Source organism: Halopseudomonas sp. (genome assembly GCF_047631575.1).
Lineage (GTDB): Bacteria > Pseudomonadota > Gammaproteobacteria > Pseudomonadales > Pseudomonadaceae > Halopseudomonas.
Genome location: NZ_JBLIAB010000002.1, coordinates 89,113 through 107,625, shown reverse-complemented (window position 1 = coordinate 107,625; position 18,513 = coordinate 89,113). Strand labels below are relative to the sequence as shown.

The following is an 18,513-nucleotide window of genomic DNA, read 5'->3' as shown; positions in this document are numbered from 1 at the left end:
CCATCAATGGCGATTCACTCAAAAACAAAACCTTGTGGGGGATCAAGTGAGGGAACAGCAAGACCCAGAAACAACAAAGCCCCGATATACGGGGCTTTGAGTGCAAATAGTGGCGGAGGGACAGGCCGCCACAACCCAGCCCAAGCTATTGAATTATAACGCTTTATTTCCATAAATCCCGCGTAAGTCATTGAACAACCTAGAATACTTGTAACAATGCGGAACAATACGCTACCATCCAATAACATTATTTATGATACGTATATTGGATCGTAGACATGCCCAAAAAAGTTCAACCGATGGCCGCATTGGATGTAAAACGCCTTACCTGCGCTACGGGCAAAGATGGGAAACCCTACAATACTCTGCACGCCGTTGGTGGCGTTTCTGGCCTGCTACTGCAAGTCACCCCCAGCGGCGCAAAGTCGTGGATATTGCGAACGCTGGTAGGCGGCAAGCGTCGCCCTATCGGTCTCGGCGGGTATCCTGACGTTAGCCTGGCTGATGCTCGTAAGAAGGCGCAAGAGGTCAAAGAGAAAATAGCGCAAGGCATTGACCCTGTCGAAGAGAGAAAGGCCGCTAGGCAAGCGCTGATGACGGCTCGCCTTTCGTCGCTAACCTTCTCCGATGCCATGACGCAATATATCGCGATGAAGTCAAAGGAGTTCAAGAACCCACGACAGGCGCAGCAATGGACGAACAGCCTTTCGACCTATGCCCTGCCCCATGTTGGGAAAGTACCAGTAAGCGACATTCAGTTGCCGCATATCAAGGCTGTACTTGATCCGATATGGGAAAGCACCACCGAAACTGCAAAGCGCGTGCAAGGCAGGCTAGAGAAAATTCTGGGCTGGGCGGCTATTCATGGTTATAGATCGGCAGAGAACCCCGCTCGATGGAAAGGCTACCTAGACGAGGTTTACCCGTCACCCTCAAAGATAACCAAAAAGAAACACCACGAAGCACTGGGCCTTGAAGATATACCAGAGTTTATGAAGTCTCTGAAAAAGCGCACAGGTACAGCGTCGAGGGCGCTGGAGTTCCTTATTCTGACCTCTTCCCGCACCAACGAGGTTATAGGTGACAAGCGCATTGGGAAGCACGGCATTACATGGCAGGAGATCGACTTCAATAAGCGGGTTTGGACGGTTCCGGCTGCGCGTATGAAAAGCGGCAAGATCCATCGTGTCCCGCTCACCGATTCTGCAATCGACCTGCTTGAACAGATGCAACCGGGCGCTCCAGAAAAAATGGTGTTTCCTGGCCCGAACGGCGCTATTCCGTCTAACAATTTCCTATCCGCGTTACTCAAACGAATGGAAACGCCGGTTACTACTCACGGTTTCAGATCCACGTTCAAGGACTGGGCGAGAGAAAAGACCGCCTACGCTGACGAGGTATCAGAGCTTGCCTTGGCGCACGTCAATAGCGATGCCACCCATGCCGCGTATGCGCGTTCCGAATTGATCGACAAGCGCCGCCTGCTGATGAACGACTGGGAATACTTTTGTTATCACGGCGAGGCAGAATCGGATGGTGACAACGTGGTCAACATTGGCGGGGGGCGGTAATGGACAGATCACAAGTCAAATCCATGCTGCACGCACACACCGCCACTGCACGCGCCGCCCAGCTTGAAGCCAAGGTAAGGGTAAGACTGCCCGACGACCCCAGCGCCGCACTGGACGAGTGGGAGCGCAACGTAAAAGAGTGGACAGACCACCCGAGCCTACCTCAGAAAGAACGCGCATTAAAACTCGTAAGAATGGCGCGCAAGGCGTTGCAGGATCATGACGAGGATCAGCTAAAAACCGAGTTTCTATTGATTGTCAAGATAGCGGGCAACTACCACGCGGATCTGTGGGCATTGAACCAGGAGCGAAAGGAAGACGCTGCCAAAACAGGAGGAGCAACGGGAGGAAGGCAGCCAAAAAGAAGGCTTTGGGCTGAGGCAGCCGCAAACTATTTAATAGACAGCTATGGCCGTGATCTTGCGCTGGCCGAGTACATAGAAAAGTTACCCGAATCATTCGCGCCGGTAACAGTCGAGCACGACGACACTGTATGGCAAGTTTATCGCGACGGAGGGGAAATTGTTGTTGTTACGCCAAGTGCAAAAAGCCCCCCAAAAATTACGTTTAAGCAGTTTAGGGAAAAATACCTTAGTCCTGCGCGGAATAGCCCCGAGTAACCCCCCTTAACCAGATATGCGCCTATTCAGACTTGAGTCTTCCCAATTAAGTACAGGATGACTCAAAATGAATCAGCAAGTAAGAATTTTCCGCAGAATGTGCGAAATGGATGCGGACATGCGTTTAATTATGAATCGTCGCAATCAATTGCAGGACGGTTCAGCATGAATAAGGCAAGCGGAATTAGTCGCGCCGATGGACAAGGCCAAGGATGTGCCCAAACACAAGTTGACTTTACACCTCGTCGCACTGGAGTAATGTCATGAGAATCACAACCGATATGGTCGCCCTATACGTTTCAGACGTTCAACTGGCCGCAATGTTTAGCGTTTCTCGTCAAACTATATGGCGCTGGACGGCTGCCGGACACCTAACCCAACCAATCAAATTGTCACCCGGCTGCACCCGCTGGCGCTTGGATCAGATCGAGCAATTGCAGGGGGTTGCATAACATGAAAAAAAATAAGGCCGACCAAAAGGCCAGCCCGAAAAGTTCACGCTTTGATTATACCACCCCCGTCTATATCGGAGGCGGTTTCTATGTCAGCTTCCGCATGAAAGATGACAACAGTGTTCAATGCCAGTGGTCGCCGAATATACCAACGCAAAAAGAACTCCAAACACTAACTGGAACTTTCGGGTATAGAAACGCGCTTATGCGTTATGTGGCAGATGGGGTGAAATTATGAACACTCTGACGCTTGCTCTTTTCCTGTTCGCCTATTGCGTGTGCCGCATTCGTGCCGAGGTGAAATTATGAACGCCTCGTTCCGTTTACCCCTTTACGCTTCGCACAAAGAAACCAGCCCGGCTAAACACATTAGCCTGACTGCACTTCTCACAATGGCGATGAACCCCACCACCAGGCCAAAGGACAAGGCCGACTGCTTGACGCCGTATGATGCAGAAGGCAAGGCCAAGCGCCATGCCGTCGGATCCTCGTATTGGGCGCTAGTCTGCGACCATGACGACGACAATCGAGACAGCGAAGAAATCAGCGCGATATATGACAGCTATGGCTGTGCGTGGCTGGCCTTCACCACAAGCAGTCACCAGCAAGACAAAAAAGGCGTCACAGCGAATCGCTGGAAGGTGGTCATTCCGTTGCTGGCATCCGTCGACTCAACCAGGTACGGCGCAATCTGCAACGGGCTGGCGATGCTCTGGAATGCCGACAAGGCCCAGGCAAGAGTGCAGCAGGTTTTTTATGCGCCCAACGTGGTAGAGGCTGGCGCGGCATATGAATATATAGACCGTACTGACAGCTCTTTGCTTGATGCAGGCGATGACAACACACCCCTTGTCAAAGCGGCCCTAATGGCGCTGGAGGACGCACAAGCGACAGCCAAGGCCAATGCAAGGCCAGCGATACCAAAACCCCGCAGCGTTAGCGCAGAGGATGCTGGCGTGATTGATAAAGCTATTGCCGCCTATGACATCGACAGCGTAATCGAGGCCGAAGGTTATCGCCGTATCGGTCGCGCCTGGCTGTCACCAAACAGCACAACCGGGAGTGCTGGCGTTCATATCCTGACAGGCCCAGACGGCAAAAAGCGACTGTACAGCCACCACGGAGAATCAGACCCGTTATCGAGCCTGAATCACAACGGCCATGCGCTTGATGTGTTTGATGTTCTGGTAGCCCTCAAGTACAGCGGAGATTTTAGCCGGGCTGTTCGTGCGCTGGCTGATGATCTAGATCCAGACGGACAGAAGCGCAGGCGACAAGAGTACGCGCAGGAGAAGGCGCGACACGAAACCATTGAACAGTTCGGCGCAGCGGTTACGCCAGAAGCACAAAAAATTGCCGATCACATCCACCAGCAACTACTGGAGCGCATGGGCATTAACCCCGCCGATGACCCAGACGCAGCCGAAAGCCTTTTACCCAACGGCGAGAACATCACCAGGATGATCAATGGCGCGTTCTGGTCTGGCACCAAGAGCAAGATTTTTTTGCTCAACCATGACGAGTCATTGGTGCAGTTCAAAGAGCCTGATGCTTATAAGTTCCTGTGCCGAACCTTTGGCGCAATTATTGATAAAAAGGCTGTCACAGATCTGGCTAAGTCGCTGGTGTTTGGATGCCCCTCACCTGTTGCCGAAGAAAGCGCCAGATCCAAGTTTATAAGCGGGTGCATGGCTATTGCCTTAACCGCAATTCTCGATCACCTGAAATATGCAAACCAGCGCGAGAGCGTGGAGTGGCGCGTGGATATGTTCGCCAAGTTCAGCCGCCTAGAACTGCAAGAGGACAAGGCGCGAATTGTACTCACCCACAAGCCGTTCCCCCTGCCCCGGCGACGTTCTGACTATGCGGCAATAATCGCTGACTATCTTGAGCACTTTCCGAGGCTAGACGCCTTTATCGATTTGCTTGTTGCAGCCCGCTTTGCAGGGGATCGCAAAAAAGCTTATTTGTGGCTGTTCGCTACTACCGATTGGGGCAAAGGCATATTACTGGGCGCATTGTCGCAGCTCGGGCTGGTGGTAAATCTGCACGTCAAGGAAGTAGAGGCCATGTTTGAAGGCAAGCCGGTAGGACGTTCGCCGCTAGACTTCAAGCGGGCATTCGTTCTGGCAATCGACGAGTTCAAAACAGTCAAAGCCGAGCTAAAGCAATTGCAATCAATCATTGAGCTAGCGCCCAAAAATCAATTGACCTCTAGCGTCGAAGTTTTCACAAAGCTGTTTTTATCCGCAGAAAGCGTGGCAAGCCTTGTGGGTGAAAATGGCGTAGAGGATCAGTTTGCCAATCGGATGAGCATCTTTCGAGAGCATGGCAGCATTGAAGATCGGCCATTGTTCATCAAGGTCGGAAAAGACGCTTACCGGAATGCAATGGCCTCTTATATCGCTGAGAAAATTAACCAGGCAGTGGCTCGACTCCGACCGATGGGACGTGAAGAGGCGACCAGATGGGCTGATGAGGCTGTCACCAAGTTTCACCGCACCCACGGACTAGATACTGTTTATGAACGGTTCTCGGAGTCACTACCGGATCTGGTGGGGCAGCTCAAGGCATGGATTGATAAAAACCCACTCAACACCGTCAATTTCAGAGGCGGGATCTATTTGCCAAAGCCGAACCTGATAATTGACGAGTTCATTAACAACAACTTGACCCAGTCTGAGGCTGGAGCCATGAGAAGGAAAAAGACCGAGATCATTGACCTGATCAGTTTTGACGGTAAAGGCGTTAATACTTGCCGCATACCTGGCCCCACTAGGGCTGTGCGCCTCGCATAGAATCAAAGGTGACAAACTAGCCCTGCTGATGCGGGGCTTTTTTGTAATTGCTGTAATTGAACGTAATTGGCAAAAAACGCAGATCAATTACACGCCGAAAGCACCGTCCTAGAGGGGCTGGAGCCATATTTGTAATGATGTAATTGCCATTTTCTTAATTTTTCAATAGTCAAAAAAATAGGGTGAATATAAAATAAACAGGCAGTTAGGCCAAAAACCGTAATTACAATTACAAATCACCATTGCGAGCTTCTAGAACGGGCCTTTCAGCATGTAATTGAATTTGAAAACGGGCAATTACAACGCTTACAAATATTACAAACGCTGCCTATTCTACACCTTACGCGCGCACCTGTTAGTTGCACGCATATTGCATAATGCTGCCCCGATAAAATACCACTTTTCGACCCTATACCCTGCCCGACTGAATATGTGGCGGTTCCATCAGCCGCCATACCTCCTCAAACCGCGTATCTTACGGCCTGGATTGAATATTTACGTATCAATAAACGTACCAAAAAAACATAAATCCTGATGTCATTACTGTATGGATGAGCAGGATTTATAGGCCGACCATGACCCGACGGCAGAGGTCACTGATTCCATACAGTGGGGTACAGTTTCCTCTACCTTGGCAGGTGTCAAACCCGCATTAAATTGATCTGGTCTTAGCCCGCTGAAACACACCATCAGCTAACAGTTTCTTCGTTGGCTCATGCTTTGGCTCATACAGTTGCGCCATAGCCACTGCCTAAATTCCCGGCAGGCATTCAGGGTGCAACCTCGCAGCTCATAGGTCGTATCCAACGTCTTTATAACTCGCGCTGCGTTTGGCTAGCTCGATAGAGCCCAGCCATCTAAACGCCGAAGAAAAAAACCAGGGCTACTGATATCGATCAAGTCCGTCTAAGATACGTAAGGCAGATCAGCTTTGGATGCTTTGAATCCTTCGGCAACAACCCGCCGTAATTGCTCATCGTCCCAAGGCTTCGTGAGAAACTTGTAAATAGCTCCCTCATTAATTGCTTCGGTCACTGAGTTCAAATCCGTATATCCAGACAAAACAATGCGGATAGTTTTCGGATACATGGCTTTGACTCGCCTAAAAAATTCGGTTCCATTCATTTCAGGCATACGTTGATCCGAAATAATCACTTGTACGTCATGCTTAGCCAACAGCTCGAACGCGTCTTGGGCACGGGTTGCCATAAGCACTTTATAACCATCCCGTCGCAGTACCCGCGTCAGGGCGCGCAAGATGTTTTCTTCATCATCAAGTAGCAGCAATGTCTGCTGATACTCATTATCTTTTATGGGTAGCAGATCAGGCACCCAAGTGAGCATGCGCTCACGTAGAAAAATCTGTAGCTCGGCAAACGGCATAGGTCTGGCGAAGTAATAGCCTTGGAATACATCGCAGTTTGCTTTTCTCAGGAAGGCGCACTGGAACTCATTTTCTACACCTTCCGCAATCACCTTCATGCGTAGATGGTGAGCCATGGAAATGATGCCTTTGGTAATGGCAGCATCATCGCTGTTACTGACAATATCCATTATGAACGAGCGGTCAATTTTGACTTTATTGAGCGGTAAGCGCTTTAGATAACTCAGGCTGGAATAGCCTGTTCCAAAGTCGTCAAGTGCTATTCTGATACCAAGCAATTTAAGCTTATGAAACGTCTCAATAGTCTGTTCGGTATCTTTTAAGAGCACTGACTCGGTGATTTCTAGCTCTAATTGCTCCGGATTGACTTTATTGCGGGTCAAAACGGTCACTATATTTTCCAGAAAGTCTTTGCGCCGAAAATGGATGGGGGAGACGTTAACCGCCACTGATAATTTGCTCATGCCCTGGTCGGCAAGCAGCCGAATGTGACGGCAGGCGGTTTCGAATATCCATAAGCTGAGTGGGACAATTTGCCCGGTTTCCTCGGCTACAGAGATAAATTTTATTGGAGAAATAAAACCTTTTACTGCGTGGTTCCAGCGTATCAGAGCCTCCATACCGACTACCATGCCATTACGACTGTCTATTTGCGGTTGGTAGTAGAGCTCGAAATCTTGGTTCTCAATTGCCTGTTGCAGCTCTCTGCGTAAATCTACGCGCTCGAGAATGCTCTGGCTTAGATCGTTAGTAAACCATTGGTAGTTGTTACGGCCTTCTTGCTTGGCTTTATACATGGCGATGTCAGCTTGCTGTATGAGATCCATCGGACGCTCTACATTTCCATCGCTCAGCGTGATGCCAATACTGGCACTGGTCTGGAACAGGGCTCCATCGATTTGGTAGGGTTTTGCCAGGGTGAGCAGTATGCGCTCAACCACAGGCAAAACATCATCTCCTTGAGCCAGATCTGGCAGTAGCACGACAAATTCATCACCACCGATTCTTGCTACCGAATCGCCAGCCCGGACTTGCTCCATAAGGCGAGATGCGGCTTCCTTAAGCACTTCGTCGCCAGAAAAGTGGCCGAATGCATCGTTGATTTGTTTAAAGCCGTCAAGATCAATGAACATAACCGCAATATAGCGCCCATAACGCTTGGAAACATCACAAGCCTGGCTCATGCGGTCCATTAACAGGCGACGATTGGCCAAGCCAGTCAGTAGATCATGACTTGCGTTAAATCTGAGCTCTTCCTGAACGCGTCTTTCTTCACTGATATCGTTCTGGATGCCAACATAGTGAGTGATCACACCCTTGTCATTATGAATGGGGGAAAGAGAGAGGTCGTTCCAAAACGGCTTACCGTCCTTACGGAAGTTACGAAGGACCGTGTTCGTCTCGATTTTTTTAACAAGGCCTTCACGTATTATATGTAGGCCCGGCTGATCGCGGTCATTGCCCTGAAGGAACCGGCAATTGCGGCCAACGACTTCATTACTGCTATACCCTGTTATCCGTTCGCACCCTGCATTAATATAGATAATTGGCATGTCCTCACTCAGTGCGTCTACAATCACAACGCCGTTGTGACTCGACTCGACACTACGTTTGAACAGGCGTAATTGATTATCGGACTCCCGACGCAGAGTGATATCTTGGGCTGCACCATAAATGACTTTATTTTCACCAATCACAGCGCTTACTTGTAGCCAGTGCATAGCCCGCTGGCTGTCCCAAACCCGCACAACCAACTCACGTATAGCGTGTCCGAGCCGCAGCTGCGCGATTGCATTCCCCGCCAGAAGGCGATCCTCCGCATGAACTAGAGATGTATAGGGCATGCCGATTATCTGGTCCCTAGGATAATGCAGCATATTGATAAGTGCCGGGTTTACGTCTATCAAGTCTCCTTCAATGCTCAACATGCACAGCATGTCAAGAGATACATCAAAGACCTGATTTCGTTCATGCAGCGCTACATCGCCAAGACGCTGAGCGGTAATGTCTTTAAGGGCAACTACCCAGCCACTGCTATATATATCGACACGAAGCGGTCTAGCATTATAGAGCAAGATACGATTGTCACCCTTCGTGAGAATGAACTCTCCTTCAACAGCTTGCTCGTTCTGCGAATGCCAAAAAATAGGATCAAGCGGGAGAACCGCCCCCAGCGGCTGCCCAACTAACAACTGCGTCTCTTCGCCAAGAAGCACTTCAGCCGCGGGGTTAACGAAAGTAATATGCCCAGCAGTGTCTACCGCGATTACACCTTCTGACAAACTTTCGGTGATGGCTGATGTAAAAGCGAGCTGGGATTTGAGCAGGTTTTTATTGGTAAAAATCTCCTCGAGCAGGCGAATATGGGCCAATGACGACACAGCCATCTGGGCAAACTGTACTACAATAGCGAGATCGTCTTGGTCGAAGTCTGCCTGCTGCTTGTTTGATAGCACTAACACATTCAAATGACTGCTATCGGGTTCTAGCAAGGGCACTAGAATCAAACCACGTAAAGGAGGATGTCCGCTTTTGCTCAATCCGCTGACGATGGCCGCCCAATGAGGATCGGTTTCAATCTCACTTTGGGTCAAACAAATTGGTTTCCCGATGCCGGTGAGAAACCTGAGAAGATTGACGTCTACCGTCTGCGAGAGATGACCATAGGTGGCACTAAAATCGCTGGATAACCACATGTTGGTTTTTGGCTGATCTGACATGTCCTCCTGAGTAATGAACACGACCTGATCAACCAGGATCACATCGCCTATCTGGTTGAGTACGTACTCGATCAGATCGGCACGGCTTAAGCATCGGCCACAGGCGATAGCTGCTTCACTGAGACCCTGCAATTGAGCTGCCCTACGTTCCGCTTTCGTTAGCTCATGAAGCAGGGCCAGAGTTGTCTCTTTGCTTTGAGTAATGTCTTTAGCAATACCGAAAACCCCCACTACTTGACCCTCGATGATAATGGGCAGGTTGGATACATCTAGATAATAAAGCTTGCCTCGACTATCGATGATGCGTGTTTCGTAGCGCTGAGGGATGCCTTTACAAGCGTCTGCGAAAAAATGCTGAGTAAGTTTAAGGTCTTCAGCAAAAATAAAATCAGAAATATTTCGGTTGATTATCGGCGCGTCATGCAGCCCAATAAGTGTTTGCGTAGCGTCATTGGCCAGTTGTACGTTGCCGTCGAAATCAAAGGAATACACTGCATCAGGATTGAAGATGAAGAGTGAGCGAAAGCGCTGTTCGCTAGTCTGTAGCGTTTGACGGTCACGAGTACGGATGATGGCGATGGTCGCCAGTTTTGCAGCTGTCTCGAGGCTATTTATCTGCTCCTGACTAGGGGTACTAGGCAGATTACTGTAGAGAGCAAACGTACCCAATACATTACCGTCTGGTGTCAACAGCGGATATGACCAACAAGCTTGCAAGTTGTCAGCAAGTGCTAGTTCGCGATAATCATCCCAGAGAGGATCTGTTGTAATATCCTCGACTACCACCAGTTGACGTCGATAAGCCGCAGTGCCGCAACTGCCCGCATTGGCACCAATGGCCATGCCGTCAATAGCGTGCTTGTATGCATCTGACAAGCCCGGCGCTGCGGCGGTGTGCAAATGAATTCCGGCATCATCAAGTAGCAAAATGGAGCACAATGTTTCTGGCTCTAGGTTTTCGACCATAAAACAAACAGCTTCAAGAATGTCTGTCTCGGGACGATCCTCAACAATTAAGCTGAGTATATCGCGCTGAGCTTCGACATACGTTTCGATGCGCACCAGAGAGGTAATGTCATGAATAACGCAAAGCAAAGTTTCATCATCAGCCGAGGTATATGCGGCCCAAGCCAAGTGAATTATGCGACCATCTCGATGACGGTAGCGGTTGCGAAAGTTGTGCGTTGTCTTACCTAGGAATGCTTCAGCAGCTTCTGCCTCAGTGCTTGTACGATCTTCTGGGAGCAGCAATTCTGCATAAGGCCGACCCATCAGCTCTTCGGTAGTGTAACCAAACATCTGCTCGCATGATGGGCTGAGCTCGACAAAGCAGCCCTGTTTATCAATAGAGCAAAGCACATCCTTGGAAACGTCCATAATACGACGGTTCAGCGTCTGTAGATTGTTCTTTTGGAGCAGCGCGGCCTGCAGCTCCACGTTGAGGGCTTGAATAGCGTCTGCACGTTTGGCATCGACTTCAAGAAGACGCCTGCTCATCAAGAATAGACCGCTGAGAAACAAACCGAACAGAAGCGTTAGCATAGGTACAAACGCTGATCGCGTTGCGAAGTGAGCACGTCTCACAGAGCTAACTAGGACCCATGCCTTATTTTCATTCATGGGAATGTCTATTGCACCCACATCATTAAAGGATCGAGGCGATTGCTCTGTAACAGAGCTAAAAATCTCTATGCCTTCTTCATATAAGCGTAAGTCAAAATCGGTTGAACGTTGATCTTTTAACGACCACATTGTTTCTCTGATATCCAGGCTCGCCACCAACAACAACGGTGCCCGACCTGGTAAAATAATCCTGCTCGCAATCATGGCTGAAGCAACTTCACCCGCTCGTGCGTGAACCTGGCTGAAATGTGCCCCGTCCTCTTTGAATACATTTTCAAGCCAGACTAGATTGTCGTTATCGGCCAAAAAGCTACTCAACCACATTAGTTGCTGTTGATTACGCGATTGTTGGTACAGGGGGGTAAAGTCTTGATCGAGGATGGCGATCAAACCCAATTCGGGGAAGTCACGCAGATAGCTGTAAAACTCTTGCTGTCGCAGAACAACTGGGGGCAGGTCGCCGAGCGTCTGCAAACGCTCGCTCATTCGCTGAATTAAGCTCAGATGGTCAGTTTTCGTACGTTCAATGATCACTTTGGTTTTAGCTAACAGCAGATTACTCTCGCGGTTCATGCTGTCAATGTTTTGCGAACTTGTTAAATACCAGCCAAAACAGGTGAAAAGCACAACAATAAATCCGGCGATAGGAAATTGGGTAGTCCCTTTCTGTCGTGCTCGCATACTTTCCTGCGCGAGCAAAATGACTGAAATACCCAGTGTAATGATGAAGGAATTCATGAGGTTTTTTGAGGAGGGCTTGAAACTCAGCCTGAAGACATTTAGCTCGGTGGAAAAATCGGCTAACAGCAAAATAATGCCTAACAGGACTATAACGATGCCGATGGCTTGGGCCGTGTATCGGGCCAGCCTCCCCCATAAACTAAGACCTGTGCCAAGGGTGGCGGCGATACCTACTAGCGCCAACTCACTGCGCATGCGCACTGAGCCACTGAGCCAAGATTGCCCTGTTTCGGAGTCACCAGCCCAATAATTATGGATTAAGGTATACAAGCAGATAGTCGTCAGAAGCACAGCGCACAAGAGTATGAATGATCGCGCCTGACGAAGAGTACCGAGCACCAGGCCGCCCAGCAGCACAGCGCACATTGCAGCGTCTGGCAGCAGCACCAGCAATAACGGGTCATCCTGATGGCCCACCGCGTAGCCAAAAAGACCAAACATGCCGATGCCAAACAGGGCAAAGGCAGTGACTAGCAGATAGCTTTCAACGATCAGGTCTTGGGTTTTCATATCAATCCAGCTGCACTTTGGCAATAAATAAAGCGACGCACATTACCAATACGTCGCAGATATAAACAGGATGAAAGCGGACAGAAAAAATCTGTCTACACAGCCACTGTTAGCAGTTTTGTATTTCAACGCTCCACACTTACGGCCCAAGAAACCAGAGTACTTCTTCTGGACTCCTCGTATTATTTGACTGAAGTTCATGCGCGCGTTTTTTTGTTCACGCTCGACTCCACTGTTCTGTTACTCAGGCTGATAGGGCCGTGGCCATACACAATAGTGTCAAGCGTATTCTTCCCCAGATATCCTGCTGCGCCGCGTCCGAATCCGCGTCAAACACGATCCCATCGGAGCGGGACAAAACTGCCTTGCGAGTACTATATACAGGACCTGCCCTGGTACGGTATAGAATTTTAAACGTAACTCCAGCCCCTCGATTTGGCGCAACCCAATGGGCAACATGTCAAAAAAAGTGTGGGATCATCACGTGTTTCCAATACCATCAGGTCACCCTTGCGATGCGGTTGTAACCTATCATGCAGCTGCATGGTTTGATTCACCGTGCTCATCAATGATGAATGACACCATCGCCATCCCTACTTAGATGAATCAGCCCTGGATGTTCAGACTCTAGCCTTCGCAATTCTTGCCCCTGTGCATTCATAATTTGCTGCTGGTAACGCACCTTTTCGATCAAGCGTTGATTGTCCTTGCGCATGCGATAGATTGATAACGCAGAGCGGACAGCTACCAGTAGCTCGCACTCATCCCAAGGTTTGACTAGAAAACGATGAACCTCGGCCTGATTAATGGCCTTCATCATAGAAGTACAGTCAGCCTGGCCTGTTAACACCATGCGCAAGGCATCGGGCTGTCGTTGGCGAGCAAAGCGCAAGTACGTTAAACCGTCTAAGCCTGGCATTTGAAAGTCGGAAATAATCAAGCCGTACTCATTGTACTTGAGCGCTTCAAGCGCCTCATGTGGATCGCTAGAGCATTCCAGCTCCCATTCATCTGAGCGCAGTAACCGTGCCAGACTCTTCAAAATATTAGGTTCGTCGTCCACTATTTGAATACGGATCATGCGTTCGCTTCCTTGCTCGAGCTTGACTACGCCGTTCTGTTACTCAAGCGGATAGTGAGTACGTAGCTTACGTTTTCGGCCAGCTCAAACGTCACAAGACGGTCTATCAGCTTTCGTGTTAATTGCTTTCCCGTATTCAGCAACAGCAATCCGTTGGCCGCATAAAGGTCCTGTACCAGTGTCATACCCGGCTCCGCCCGACGGGTATCTATCTGCATTGCACCTTCACCCAAGGCGCCCACCTCTGCATCTAGGGAATCGCTAAAGGCAATAAAATCCTCAGCTAGTTCAGGCTGATACAGTTTGCCCGAGTAAAAATTGATCCATGCCAGTGCGTCATTACGTTTCACCTTGTGGTCCAGTAACATACCTGCTTGCAGCTCAACATAGTCGACAACCAGGCGCAGCATCCTGGCCTCTAGGGGGGTCTGACCAGCTTTGAGTTGATCCGGAAATCCGGTGCCATCCCAACATTCCATGTGATGACGGATAATCCGACCAGCGCTTTGCATGGGCTCCAGAGCCATGAGGAACCCCTCACCCACTTGGGGATACGCCCGATAAACATTGCGATCCTGCTTGTGGATCGTGTCAGCGGACTTGGCCAGTAGTCTGTCTTCCCAAGTGACCTTGCCAATATTGTAAAGTGCAGCTGCTATTGCCAGATTGTCTTTCGCTCGCGTATCAAGCTCTCGCTGCTTTGCCCAAGCACGGCTGATGGCAATGACGGCTTCATTAGTTTGCCGCTCTCGGGGCAGTCTTTGCTGCAACATCGCAGCGAATACTTGAGTGCTTAAGACATAACTACGTTTGAGTTCAGCGTTAGCCAGCTCAAGTGTATTCGCCGTTTGCTGTAGCTCTGAAGTACGGGCAAGCACCTTATGTTCTAAACTGTTATTAAGTTCACATAGCTCACGGTTTTGCTGACGCATCAATTTTTCCAGCCTTTTACGCTCACGCTCTGATATGCGTAATGCTAGGCTTTGGCGTAGCGTTAACAGCAGCTCATCATCATCCCAGGGTTTACTGACGTAGCGGGAGATACTCCCTTCATTAATAGCCCGCACCGTAGTGGCGAGATCAGCGTACCCGGTCATGAGAACACGAACACAGTCGGGCTGGCTTTGTTGGATTGAAGCCAGCACCTGGGCTCCGTCCATCCCCGGCATGCGCGCATCAGAAACGACCATATCAAGCTCATGTTGCTCAGCTAGTGCTAGTGCTAGCTCGCCATTCTCTGCCGTCAATAAAGTCCATGATTCTTTGCGCAGTAGTCGACGCAGGCTATTCAGAATACCGACATCATCATCTACCAACAGTACCTTAATCTTAGAACCTTCATTGCTCATGAGCGACCTCGGCCTGGGGCTGTCGTGCGGGCAGCCATACTCGGAACCGCGTGCCATGTCCCGGCTGACTGTCGACGTCAATACGACCGTGGTGTTTCTTGATGATATTGTAGGAAAGGGCTAATCCTAGCCCTGTACCAGTACCCACTGGTTTGGTAGTGAAAAACGGATCAAAAATGCGAGGCATCGTGACCGCATCAATCCCGGAGCCATTATCCTCTACCTCAAACCAGACCTGATCGCCTTCGCTGCCACTGCGCAAAACAATACGACCAAAGCCATCAATTGCATGCGATGCGTTCAATAGCAGATTCATTACCACCTGATTAATCTGCGACACGATGCACTCTACGTTCGGTAATTCTTCAAATTCACAAACCACTTCAGCTTTGTATTTAATCTCGTTATTAACGACATTCAGCGTGGTTTCAATACCTTGGTGCAAGTCAGCGGCAACAAAACTTTCTTCACTAATGTGAGAAAAATCCTTTAAGGCACTGACAATACGCTTCACTCGGTCAATGCCGTCCTCTGATTCGGCCATCAACGATCGTATGTCACTTTTAATGTAATCGTATTCAAGATCACGCTTGAGCTGGTGTAGAGCGTTCAGAGATTGATCAGACTCAATCGCATCTATAATCTGCAAAAGGCTCTCGACATAGCCCGTCAAAGTCTTAAGATTAGAAGACACGTATCCAATGGGGTTGTTGATCTCGTGTGCAACACCTGCTGCCAATTGACCGATACCAGCCAGTTTTTCTGACTGCAGCAATTGGCTGTTAACGGCTCCTAAGGCCTCTTTTAACTGCGCCAGCTCTTGCTGTTTACCACTCATTCCTTCGAGTGTTTTCTCAAGGTCTGTGTCGTGCTTGACTGCACCTGTGGCATCTATAATGAAAAGGGCATAAGACAATTTTTTTTGGAGGTCGGTAAATGGCAGCAGTAATGTATTTTGTAGCATGAGAGACCCTTTACCTTCAGGTGCAGGCAACGCAATCAGGTAGGGATTTTCACCCCACGGCACAAAAACCTGGGTACCACTTTCTGCTGCGCTCTTAGTCATTCCATGCCAGCACGGTGTATCTGCTTCCGGAAAAGCCTCCAGAAACGGACGGCCATGTAATTGCTCCGTAAACATCACGCTGCGATCCGCCAGAAAGCGATTCCAGCCCTGAATATGGAAAGACTCATCAAAAAATATCAACCCTAATCTGACTTGATCCCAAGCAAGCGATAATAGATGAGCAGGAAGGAATTCCATTATTGGCTCCTGGGCAAGATAGGGTGAACTTGGGCGAATCAATCGATAACAGCAAAATGATATCACTAAGCCATCATGCAGGCACTTTAGTTTTTGTACTGAATCGACACCAAGCAATAAATATTGTCACTTTATCTTTGTGCTCAATTTTTGACCATCGAAGGCGAGCTATTTATTGCGCTAGCAGGCTGCAAGGCACTCCAACGTCTGTTCGATGACGCACAGACGTGGCTATCGCCATCCTTGGGGCTGAGAGCTGAGACAGTGCTTTGGAACTCCTTCCAATGCCGGGAGATCAGTTTATGAATAGTAATCAGACCGAAAACAGTGCGGGTAATGCGCCCGAAATTGCGTCAACAAGCTTGAGATACACCCAGCAGTTCACCCGAGTTGATGGGCATCGAATTGCCTACATTGATGAAGGCGAGGGGCCACCCCTCCTGCTGATCCATGGTATCCCGAGCAATGGATTAATGTGGCGCGAAGTCATTCCGGAGCTGTCGAAAAATTTTCGCGTCATTGCACCGGACCTTCTCAATTATGGCCAATCGGAAATGCCCGAAAGCGCCGATGTTTCAATCAACGCCCAACAACGCATTCTGTTCGGACTCTTGGATTCACTGGGTATCCGTCGTGCCAATGTGGTTGCCCACGATATCGGCGGTGGCGTGGCACAGCTCATGGCGGTCGAAAAACCCGAGCGCATCGACCAATTGGTGCTAATCGATAGCGTTTGCTTCGACTCATGGCCAATTCCGGAGTTCGAGCCTTTACAGAAACACGGAGCCGAGGCTGACATGGGACTCGATGATTTCGTTGAGATGATTCGCGGCTTCCTGCCAAAGGGCGTTGTCGACCCGCAGGTCATGACCAAGTCAGTCATTGAGCTCTACACGAAACCCTGGTCCACAGAAAAAGGAAAGAAGGCTTTTTTCCGGAACCTGCGGCGGCTGAACAGCGAATACACCCTTGCTATATCCGATACGCTCTCACAGTTACCGCATTCCACGTTAATTATCTGGGGAGAGAAGGACACGTTCCAGAAACCGGAGTATGGCCCTCGCCTGGAAAAAGCGATACCTAACTCCAAACTTACCGTCATTGACGATGTAGGCCACTTTCTTCTGGAGGAGAAACCCACGGAAATCAGCGAACTAATTCTGAATTTTCTGATACGACGTTAGGCACGAGGGCAGTAACTTCAGCACCAAGGGGACAGGCTTGTCTACAAAAGCAGCTCTATTGATAATTTTACTAATTCGAGGATTCAACAATGAACATCGACAACAAAACTACTGCATTGGTCGTGACTGATCCCCAGAACGATTTCCTCAGCGAAGACGGTGCCGCTTGGGGCTTGGTTAGCGACAGTGTTCGCGAAAATAACACCATCGCCAATCTGGAGGCCTTGTTGACCGCCGCGCGTGATGGCGGATACCGGACTTTTGTGTCGCCGCACTACTATTATCCAGCTGACAAAGAGTGGCAATTCGGCGGTACCCTCGAGAAAAAAATGCACGAGATCGGTATGTTCGCCCGCCGCGGGCCGCTGGATCTGACCGATTTTGAAGGATCCGGCGCTGACTGGCTGGAACGGCTCAAGCCGCTGCTGAACCATAGCAACACTATCGTAGTCAGCCCGCACAAGGTCTACGGCCCTCAGAATAACGACCTGACACTCAATCTTCGTAAACACGGGATCAGCAAGGTCATCCTCGCAGGCATGTCGGCGAACCTGTGCGTTGAGTCGCACATGCGTGATTTGATTGAACAGGGATTCGAAGTGTTCGTCGTCACCGACGCCACCGCAGCTGCCATCGATCCGGAGCTTGGAGATGGGTATCAGGCCGCCTTGGTCAACTTCAACTTCATCGCCAGTGAGGCCCTGACAACCCGGGAAGCCGTCGATTCAATGGGTTGAGGAGGAATACCGATGGAATCGTATGAAAGACAAACCTCGCTTTGTGACCAGAATGAGACCGATTTTTTCAGATCTTAGGGCCATTTACGTCAATTGTACCCTGCAGCACCCCGATAAATCGTCGCACATCGTCTTGCTGATGGGCGCATCCGTCAAGATCATGCGGCTTAACGAGCGCCTAGAAGACTTTCTCGAGCCTGCCGAGGCGTTCCGCTTGAAGAAGATCCTGAGAATGACCGTCACGCGACGCAAGAGTATCATCTATGGTGCGCTGCGCTGGCGTTTCTGCTGGAAGATGCCCGTATCTACTGGAACGGCAGCAAGCTGTACAACGTGGCTGGATATGAATCAGAGCAGGCTTTTGATGATGTGCTGAAGGTCGGGCCGATGACGAGGCACCTGTGCAGGATGACCGGGCATTATCCGCGATGGGTATCAGAGAGATTTATTAAGTAGCTGGGGTGATGCTGGAAGGCGTC

The 18,513-nt window shown here is 49.7% G+C and carries 11 protein-coding genes; 7 read left to right on the top strand and 4 right to left on the bottom strand.

Features of this window, described 5'->3' with window-relative positions; genetic code table 11:
- The first annotated feature begins 278 nt into the window (after nt 1–278).
- The 4 genes from ACJAXR_RS04550 to ACJAXR_RS04535 all read left to right on the top strand — a co-directional run bounded on the left by ACJAXR_RS04550 (nt 279) and on the right by ACJAXR_RS04535 (nt 5,441).
- On the top strand, nt 279–1,571 hold the full coding sequence (locus ACJAXR_RS04550) for a tyrosine-type recombinase/integrase (protein ID WP_415057074.1): 1,293 nt from the start codon (nt 279–281) through the stop codon (nt 1,569–1,571).
- Entirely contained in the window at nt 1,571–2,191 is a 621-nt protein-coding gene (locus ACJAXR_RS04545; RefSeq protein WP_415057073.1) for a hypothetical protein, read from the top strand. The genes ACJAXR_RS04550 and ACJAXR_RS04545 overlap by 1 nt, the downstream gene beginning before the upstream one ends.
- Before the next feature lie 453 nt (nt 2,192–2,644).
- Complete coding sequence (locus tag ACJAXR_RS04540; RefSeq protein ID WP_415057072.1) at nt 2,645–2,881, top strand: hypothetical protein; 237 nt, start codon at nt 2,645–2,647, stop codon at nt 2,879–2,881.
- Nucleotides 2,882–2,948: 67 nt separating this feature from the next.
- Nucleotides 2,949–5,441 carry a hypothetical protein gene (locus ACJAXR_RS04535; protein WP_415057071.1) on the top strand — a complete coding sequence of 831 codons (2,493 nt, stop codon included), beginning with the start codon at nt 2,949–2,951 and terminating at the stop codon, nt 5,439–5,441.
- Nucleotides 5,442–6,347: 906 nt separating this feature from the next.
- Here ACJAXR_RS04535 and ACJAXR_RS04530 read toward each other — a convergent pair.
- The 4 genes from ACJAXR_RS04530 to ACJAXR_RS04515 form a co-directional block, all read right to left on the bottom strand.
- Complete coding sequence (locus ACJAXR_RS04530) at nt 6,348–12,419, bottom strand: EAL domain-containing protein (protein WP_415057070.1); 6,072 nt, start codon at nt 12,417–12,419, stop codon at nt 6,348–6,350.
- A gap of 565 nt (nt 12,420–12,984) precedes the next feature.
- Nucleotides 12,985–13,500, bottom strand: a complete 516-nt coding sequence (locus ACJAXR_RS04525; RefSeq protein WP_415057069.1) for a response regulator — start codon at nt 13,498–13,500, stop codon at nt 12,985–12,987.
- 26 nt (nt 13,501–13,526) lie between these two features.
- Nucleotides 13,527–14,849: an HD domain-containing phosphohydrolase gene (locus ACJAXR_RS04520; protein ID WP_415057068.1), complete on the bottom strand. Its 1,323-nt coding sequence runs from the start codon at nt 14,847–14,849 to the stop codon at nt 13,527–13,529.
- Nucleotides 14,839–16,113 carry an ATP-binding protein gene (locus ACJAXR_RS04515; protein WP_415057067.1) on the bottom strand — a complete coding sequence of 425 codons (1,275 nt, stop codon included), beginning with the start codon at nt 16,111–16,113 and terminating at the stop codon, nt 14,839–14,841. The genes ACJAXR_RS04520 and ACJAXR_RS04515 overlap by 11 nt, the downstream gene beginning before the upstream one ends.
- Nucleotides 16,114–16,415: 302 nt before the next feature.
- Here ACJAXR_RS04515 and ACJAXR_RS04510 point away from each other — a divergent pair, with 302 nt between their 5' ends.
- From ACJAXR_RS04510 to ACJAXR_RS04500, 3 genes are all read left to right on the top strand, one after another.
- On the top strand, nt 16,416–17,297 hold the full coding sequence (locus ACJAXR_RS04510) for an alpha/beta fold hydrolase (protein WP_415057066.1): 882 nt from the start codon (nt 16,416–16,418) through the stop codon (nt 17,295–17,297).
- Between the two features lie 89 nt (nt 17,298–17,386).
- Entirely contained in the window at nt 17,387–18,034 is a 648-nt protein-coding gene (locus tag ACJAXR_RS04505) for a cysteine hydrolase family protein (protein ID WP_415057065.1), read from the top strand.
- Between the two features lie 22 nt (nt 18,035–18,056).
- Nucleotides 18,057–18,410: a hypothetical protein gene (locus ACJAXR_RS04500; RefSeq protein ID WP_415057064.1), complete on the top strand. Its 354-nt coding sequence runs from the start codon at nt 18,057–18,059 to the stop codon at nt 18,408–18,410.
- The last annotated feature ends 103 nt before the right edge of the window (nt 18,411–18,513 follow it).

What these genes read in the sequence shown, in the direction of transcription:
- ACJAXR_RS04505 (WP_415057065.1), top strand. Translation starts at nt 17,387, where the DNA reads ATGAACATCGACAACAAAACTACTGCATTGGTCGTGACTGATCCCCAG.
- ACJAXR_RS04525 (WP_415057069.1), bottom strand. Translation starts at nt 13,500, where the DNA reads ATGATCCGTATTCAAATAGTGGACGACGAACCTAATATTTTGAAGAGT.
- ACJAXR_RS04545 (WP_415057073.1), top strand. Translation starts at nt 1,571, where the DNA reads ATGGACAGATCACAAGTCAAATCCATGCTGCACGCACACACCGCCACT.
- ACJAXR_RS04520 (WP_415057068.1), bottom strand. Translation starts at nt 14,849, where the DNA reads ATGAGCAATGAAGGTTCTAAGATTAAGGTACTGTTGGTAGATGATGAT.
- ACJAXR_RS04500 (WP_415057064.1), top strand. Translation starts at nt 18,057, where the DNA reads ATGAAAGACAAACCTCGCTTTGTGACCAGAATGAGACCGATTTTTTCA.
- ACJAXR_RS04515 (WP_415057067.1), bottom strand. Translation starts at nt 16,113, where the DNA reads ATGGAATTCCTTCCTGCTCATCTATTATCGCTTGCTTGGGATCAAGTC.
- ACJAXR_RS04550 (WP_415057074.1), top strand. Translation starts at nt 279, where the DNA reads ATGCCCAAAAAAGTTCAACCGATGGCCGCATTGGATGTAAAACGCCTT.
- ACJAXR_RS04510 (WP_415057066.1), top strand. Translation starts at nt 16,416, where the DNA reads ATGAATAGTAATCAGACCGAAAACAGTGCGGGTAATGCGCCCGAAATT.
- ACJAXR_RS04540 (WP_415057072.1), top strand. Translation starts at nt 2,645, where the DNA reads ATGAAAAAAAATAAGGCCGACCAAAAGGCCAGCCCGAAAAGTTCACGC.
- ACJAXR_RS04530 (WP_415057070.1), bottom strand. Translation starts at nt 12,419, where the DNA reads ATGAAAACCCAAGACCTGATCGTTGAAAGCTATCTGCTAGTCACTGCC.
- ACJAXR_RS04535 (WP_415057071.1), top strand. Translation starts at nt 2,949, where the DNA reads ATGAACGCCTCGTTCCGTTTACCCCTTTACGCTTCGCACAAAGAAACC.